The organism is Pseudomonas sp. (genome assembly GCF_030690725.1).
Classification (GTDB): Bacteria; Pseudomonadota; Gammaproteobacteria; order Pseudomonadales; family Pseudomonadaceae; genus Aquipseudomonas.
Window position 1 is genome coordinate 1 of sequence record NZ_JAUYGD010000043.1, and the last position, 6,814, is coordinate 6,814.

Consider the following 6,814-nt stretch of genomic DNA (forward strand, 5'->3'; position numbering starts at 1 on the left):
TCTTCGAACCGGTTGTTGGGTATCGCAGGCTCAACCCAACCTACGGGAACCTTTTCGACCTGCCCGGCAGACGGTGTCACGGCCTGTCTGCCGGGTGGGTCGATTCTAGTGCGCAGCGCCAGCCAAGCGGACGCTGCGCACTAGAATCGAGTTGATCCAGCCCGAAATAAGAGAGATCACCATGCCTATTGATCCATCTTTTAATCCAACGTCTCTGCTGCGCGAACTGTTCGCCAGCGCCATCGACGCCGCCCACCCTCGCCAGGTGCTGGCCGATTACCTGCCGGAAAATCGCAGCGGCCGGGTCATCGTCATCGGCGCTGGCAAAGCCGCCGCAGCCATGGCCGAGGTAATCGAGCGCGAATGGCAGGGCGAAGTATCCGGCCTGGTGGTGACGCGCTACGAGCATGGGGCAAACTGCAAAAAGATCGAAGTAGTGGAAGCCGCGCACCCGGTGCCAGATGACGCCGGTGAGCGGGTCGCCCGCCGCGTGCTGGAGCTGGTCAGTAATCTCAACGAAGAGGATAAGGTGATCTTCCTCCTGTCCGGTGGCGGCTCTTCCCTGCTCGCCCTGCCGGCCGAAGGCATCAGCCTGAAAGACAAACAAGCAGTGAACAAAGCCCTGCTGAAATCCGGCGCCTCGATTGGCGAAATGAACTGCGTGCGCAAGCACCTTTCCGCGATCAAGGGTGGTCGCCTGGCCAAAGCCAGCTGGCCGGCCAGCGTTTATACCTACGCGATTTCCGATGTACCGGGCGATGAAGCCACGGTGATTGCCTCCGGCCCAACTGTGGCTGACCCGACCACCTCGGCTGAAGCGCTGGCGATCCTTGCCCGCTATAGCATCGAGATCCCGGCCAACGTGCGCGCCTGGCTGCAGAACCCAGCCTCGGAAACCGTCAAACCGGGCGACCCGTGCCTGGCGCGCAGCCACTTCCAGCTGATCGCCCGCCCGCAGCAATCCCTCGACGCTGCCGCCGCCAAGGCGCGCGCCGCCGGTTTGCCGACGCTGATCCTCGGTGATCTGGAAGGCGAATCGCGGGAAGTCGCCAAGGTGCACGCCGGTATTGCCAAACAGGTGCGTCTGCATGGTCAGCCGATCAAAGCGCCCTGCGTGATTCTTTCCGGCGGTGAAACCACCGTGACCGTGCGCGGCAATGGCCGTGGCGGGCGCAACGCCGAATTCCTCCTGAGCCTGACCGACAGCCTCAAAGGCCTGCCCGGTGTGTATGCCCTGGCTGGCGATACCGACGGCATCGACGGCTCGGAAGACAACGCCGGGGCCCTTATGACTCCCGACAGCTATGCCCGCGCTGCGGCGCTGGGGCTGAGCAGCAGCGACGAGCTGGATAACAACAACGGCTACGGCTACTTCGCCGCCCTCGATCAACTGATCGTCACCGGGCCGACGCGTACCAACGTCAACGATTTTCGCGCCATTCTGATTTTAGGGTCTGTTGACGTTTCGCTCGCGGCCGCGCCGGAGCCAGTTTTTGCGCGGGGCAAGGCATGAGGAGAGAAGTTTGGCCATTCCAAATGAACGACGAATAACGCAGTACCGCGCAAAAACTGGCCCGGCCCTCCGGGTTGCGCGGCAAATGACGCCATGCGGCGTTGCGGGACTTGGCAAGGGAACAACCATTGCCTGCGTCCCGCGCCTTGCCTGGCGTCATTTGGCGCAGCAACGCGGCTCGCGCCGAAACGTCAACAGACCCTAGAGACCCCTGCCAAATGAACGCCGACAAGAAAGTAAAAATCCTCGCCACCCTTGGCCCAGCGATCAAAACCATCGACGACATCCGCCAGCTGGTGGAGGCTGGGGTCAACCTGTTCCGCCTCAACTTCAGCCACGGTGAACACGCCGACCACGCCCAACGCTTCGACTGGGTACGTGAAGTCGAGCAGCAGCTGAACACCCCGATCGGCATCCTGATGGACCTGCAAGGGCCGAAGCTGCGCGTCGGCCGTTTTGCCGAGGGCAAGGTCAACCTGCAACGCGGCCAGACCCTGCGCCTGGATCTGGACAGCACCCCGGGCGACGTTAATCGGGTCAACCTGCCCCACCCGGAAATCATCGAAGCGCTGCAGCCGGGCATGAGCCTGCTGCTCGACGATGGTCGCCTGCGCCTGCAGGTCACCGCCAAGCACAGCGATGCAGTGATCACCGAAGTGATTGCCGGTGGCGAGCTGTCCGACCGCAAAGGCGTCAACGTGCCGGAAGCTGTGCTGCAACTGAGCCCACTGACCGAGAAGGACCGCCGCGACCTGAGCTTTGGTCTGGAGTTGGGCGTGGACTGGGTGGCGCTGTCGTTTGTGCAGCGCCCGGAAGACATTATCGAAGCCCGCCAGCTGATCGGTGATCGCGCCTTCCTGATGGCCAAGATCGAGAAGCCGTCTGCGGTGATTCACCTGGAAGAAATCACCAAGCTATGCGACGCGATCATGGTCGCCCGTGGCGACCTGGGCGTGGAAGTGCCGGCCGAGAACGTGCCGCGAATCCAGCGCGACATCATCCGTACCTGCCGCCAGCTCGGTAAGCCGGTGGTGGTGGCCACGCAGATGCTCGAATCCATGCGCTTCTCCCCTGCGCCAACCCGCGCCGAAGTTACCGACGTGGCCAACGCCGTGGCCGAAGGCGCCGATGCGGTGATGCTCTCGGCGGAAACCGCCTCCGGCGACTACCCGCTGGAAGCCGTGCAGATGATGAGCAAGATCATTCGCCAGGTGGAAAACGGCCCGGACTTCCAGGCTCAGCTGGATGTCAGCCGGCCGCAGGCCGAAGCCACTGCCTCGGATGCGATCAGCTGCGCGATCCGTCGCATCAGCACCATCCTGCCGGTAGCCGTGCTGGTCAACTACACCGAGTCGGGCAACTCCAGCCTGCGTGCCTCGCGCGAGCGGCCGAAAGCGCCGATCTTGAGCCTGACGCCGAGCCTAGATACCGCGCGACGTCTGAGCGTGGCCTGGGGCGTGTACTCGGTGGTCAACGAGCGCCTGCACAAGGTTGAGGAAGTCACCCGCACCGCCCTGGAAACCGCTCGCTCGGCTGGGCTGGCGAAAACCGGCGATACCGTGGTGATTACTGCCGGCGAGCCGTTCGGTCAGCCTGGCAGTACCAACAGCCTGCGGATTGAAATCCTGCACTAAACAGCTACAGCCTCGTAGGGTGGATGACGCTTCACCCATCCACCAACCGCAAAGGTGGAGGAAAAAGCGCCATCCACCCTACAGCACTATCCCACGCTGGCTTTGCCAGTTTGAAGGCACTCACTGTTCCCGCGGTGGGTGCCTCTTTTTATTCCCGCACTGGTGATTGTTATCTGTATGTCGCCATTACCGCTCCCCACCCACGCCTTGCAGGGCTTTCGCGCCCTGCTTAACGGCTTTAGCCAGATCTTTCTACAAGCCCATCCCGGCTGCGGCCTGCTGGTGCTGCTGGCCATTGCCATTGGCGCACCGCAACTGCTCGGCGGTGCCCTGCTTGGTTGTCTGAGCAGCACGCTGACCGCGCAACGCCGTGGTTATGCCAAAGCCGATATCGATCTCGGCTTATATGGCTACAACGGGGTGCTGCTGGGCATGCTGATCAGCCTGCAATTTGCCTGGTCGGCGTTGCTGCCGCTGCTGATCATCGTCAGCGCCGGGGCTTCCAGCCTGTTGCTGGCGGCCTGGATGCAGCGCATGCGCAAGCGTCAGTGGCTGCCCGCCTTTACCTTCCCCTTTGTCGGTTTGAGTTGGTTGCTGTTGTGGCTGGCACCCGCTCTGCAGCTAGAGTTCCAGCCGGCCGTGCCTAGCCATGCGCAGCCGCTCGACTGGTGGGCCAGCCTGATCGCCATGGCGCGCGGGTTGGGTCAGGTGATTTTTCTCGATCAGCCGTTGGCTGGCGTTTGCCTGCTGCTTGGCCTGTTGCTGGCTGACTGGCGCGCTGCCTACTGGGCGCTGCTCGGTTCCACTGGCGGCCTGGCTCTGGCGCTGTATCAGGGCTTGCCGCAGCACAGCGCGCTCACCGGCCTATATGGCTATAACGCCGCGCTGGCGGCTATCGCTCTCAGCCAGGTGCATCGCCGCCCCTGGTTACCGGCCCTCGGTATCGCCCTAGCGCTGGTGCTGCAACCGGGCTTTAGCGCCCTAGGCCTACCGGCGCTAACCATGCCGTTTATCCTCACCTGCTGGCTGATCAGCGCCACCCAGCGTCTGCTGCGCAAAGCGGCGGCAGACTGCACGCCGCTGCCGCCTAATAAGGTCAAAGGCTTGCATCATCGGGATAAAACTTCCTAGGCTGCCTGCCTGTTCGCGTTATCGGCGAACACCGCATACGGAGCAGCCAGAACACCATGGACACGCGGCAGAACCTGTACAGCATCATCTTCCACACCGACACACCAGCCGGGCAGCGCTTCGACCGCTACCTGCTGCTGACCATCATGGCCAGTCTGGTGGTGGTGATGCTCGATAGCATCGACAGTATTCACAGCCAGTACGCTGGGCTGCTGGCCGGTATTGAGTGGGGCTTTACCGCGCTGTTTGCCATCGAATACGTGGTGCGCCTGTACTGCTCGCCAAAACCGCTGCGCTACGCTTTCAGCTTCTTCGGCCTGATTGACCTGCTGGCGATCCTGCCGGGCATCCTCGCCCTGTTCTACGCCGACGCGCAGTACCTGCTGATCATCCGGGTGATTCGCATGCTGCGGATCTTTCGCGTGCTCAAGCTCAGCCCCTACCTGCGCCAAGCCAACTTTCTGCTGACCGCGCTGCGCGGCAGCAAGCAGAAGATCATCGTGTTTTTCGCCTGCATCGCCATCCTGGTGACGGTGTTCGGCACCCTGATGTACGTGATCGAAGGCCCGGCGCACGGCTTTACCAGCATTCCCAAAGGCATCTACTGGGCCGTGGTGACCCTGACCACCGTCGGTTTCGGCGATATCGTCCCGCAAACCCCGCTGGGCCAGGCACTGTCGACCCTGGTGATGATCACCGGTTACTCGATCATCGCCGTGCCCACCGGCATCTTTACCGCCGAACTGGCCAACGCCATGCGCGGCGGCGAGCAGCTGACTCATGATTGCCCAAGCTGCGCCAAAAGCAGCCACGAACACGGCGCGGCCTTTTGCACCCGCTGCGGTAACCCGCTGTTTCCACGGCAAACCGACAAAAGCTAAGTAAGCTTTCCGCCACAAAAAAACCGCAGCAAGCTGCGGTTTTTTATGTGATCAAGGTTAGCCTCAACCGCGTTCGATGGGCGTCGAGGTCAGCTCAAACGGGCTGTTGCTGCGGCGCTGGTTACGGTCTTCGCGTGGCGTGGCGCCGAAAAAGTTGCGGTAGGCGCTGGAGAAATGCGGGCCGGAGGAGAAGCCGCAGGACAGGCCGATCTGGATGATCGATTTGCTGGTTTGCATCAGCAACTGGCGGGCTTTATTCAGGCGCAGTTCCAGGTAGTACTGGCTGGGGACGCGGTTGAGGTACTGCTTGAAGATGCGTTCCAGCTGACGCCGCGATACGCAGACGTGCTGAGCAATTTCGTCGGTGGTCAGCGGCTCTTCGATATTGGCTTCCATCAGCAGCACGGCCTGAGTCAGCTTGGGGTGGCTGGACCCCAGACGATTCTGCAGTGGGATACGCTGGCGTTCGCCGCCTTCGCGGATGCGTTCGACTACCAGCTCTTCACTTACGGCACCGGCCAGCTCGGCGCCATGATCACGGGCGAGCAAGGCCAGCAACAGGTCGAGCACGGCCAGGCCGCCACAGGCGCTCAGGCGGTCGCGATCCCAATCAAACAGATGGCTGGTGGCGATGACCTTGGGGAAGCGCTCAGTAAAATCATCCTGCCAGCGCCAGTGCACCGAAGCGCGGTAGCCATCGAGCAAACCGAGTTGCGCCAGCGGATAGACCCCGGCGGCAATCGCGCCAATCACGCAGCCGCCACGCACCAGTTGCTTGAGCGCGCCGGAGAGCGCCGCAGGCATCGGCCCTGGCGGCTCGTCGGCGAGTAGAAAGAGCTTCTGGCAGCCTTCCAGCTTGCCCACCCAGGATTCCCCCGGCAGCCGCCATGCACCTTCAAGCGGCGCTTCGGCCTGCAAGAACACCAGCTCGTAGACCACCTCGGGGTGAACGCGCTGGGCAACGCGCAGCGCTTCTTCCGCCAAGGCCAGGGTCAGGGGCTTGGTGGTGGGCCAAAGCAGGAAGCCAATTCGGTGGGCATTCATGGGGGGCAGTTTAGGCTCTGTTGGCGATTATGGGCATAGCGCGGGTGCGTGCAGATGTTGCCGCTGGTTACTTGAGACTGCCAGAGAGGAACTGCTGCAAACGTTCGGATTGCGGGTTAGCCAACACTTCTTTCGGGCAGCCGCGCTCTTCCACCACACCTTTGTGGAGGAACACCAGCTGGTTGGACACTTCACGGGCAAAGCCCATTTCGTGGGTGACCACGACCATGGTGCGGCCTTCCTGAGCCAGGTCCTGCATGACTTTCAGCACTTCACCGACCAGCTCGGGGTCCAGCGCCGAGGTCGGTTCGTCAAACAGCATCACCTCAGGTTCCATGGCCAGGGCGCGGGCAATCGCCACACGCTGCTGCTCGCCGCCGGACATGTGCGCGGGGTAGGCATCTTTACGATGGGCCACGCCGACTTTGTTCAGGTAATGCTCGGCCTTTTCCAGCGCTTCTTTCTTGCTCATGCCGAGCACATGCACCGGGGCTTCCATGACGTTTTCCAGGGCGCTCATATGCGACCACAGGTTGAAGTGCTGAAACACCATGGACAGGCGCGAACGCATGCTCTGCAGCTGCTTGGGATCAGCGGCTTTCAGGCCACCG

At 62.4% G+C, this 6,814-nt stretch carries 6 protein-coding genes; 4 read left to right on the top strand and 2 right to left on the bottom strand.

Going from position 1 to position 6,814, the window contains the following annotated elements; all coding sequences use genetic code 11:
- Positions 1-181: 181 nt before the first annotated feature.
- From Q8O69_RS10735 to Q8O69_RS10750, 4 genes are all read left to right on the top strand, one after another.
- Positions 182-1,513 carry a glycerate kinase gene (locus Q8O69_RS10735; RefSeq protein WP_305591982.1) on the top strand — a complete coding sequence of 444 codons (1,332 nt, stop codon included), beginning with the start codon at positions 182-184 and terminating at the stop codon, positions 1,511-1,513.
- 218 nt (positions 1,514-1,731) lie between these two features.
- Positions 1,732-3,147, top strand: a complete 1,416-nt coding sequence (gene pyk / locus Q8O69_RS10740; protein WP_305591984.1) for a pyruvate kinase — start codon at positions 1,732-1,734, stop codon at positions 3,145-3,147.
- Between the two features lie 177 nt (positions 3,148-3,324).
- Complete coding sequence (locus tag Q8O69_RS10745) at positions 3,325-4,278, top strand: urea transporter (protein WP_305591986.1); 954 nt, start codon at positions 3,325-3,327, stop codon at positions 4,276-4,278.
- A gap of 56 nt (positions 4,279-4,334) precedes the next feature.
- Positions 4,335-5,159, top strand: a complete 825-nt coding sequence (locus Q8O69_RS10750; protein WP_305591988.1) for an ion transporter — start codon at positions 4,335-4,337, stop codon at positions 5,157-5,159.
- Positions 5,160-5,222: 63 nt separating this feature from the next.
- On the opposite strand, the gene argR is transcribed toward Q8O69_RS10750, so the two are convergent.
- The gene (argR, locus tag Q8O69_RS10755; protein WP_305591990.1) at positions 5,223-6,203 is read right to left on the bottom strand and encodes a transcriptional regulator ArgR; all 981 of its coding nucleotides are present in this window, start codon (positions 6,201-6,203) and stop codon (positions 5,223-5,225) included.
- Positions 6,204-6,270: 67 nt separating this feature from the next.
- Positions 6,271-6,814 (bottom strand): ATP-binding cassette domain-containing protein (locus tag Q8O69_RS10760; protein WP_305591992.1); only part of this gene is annotated, 544 nt, incomplete at its 5' end.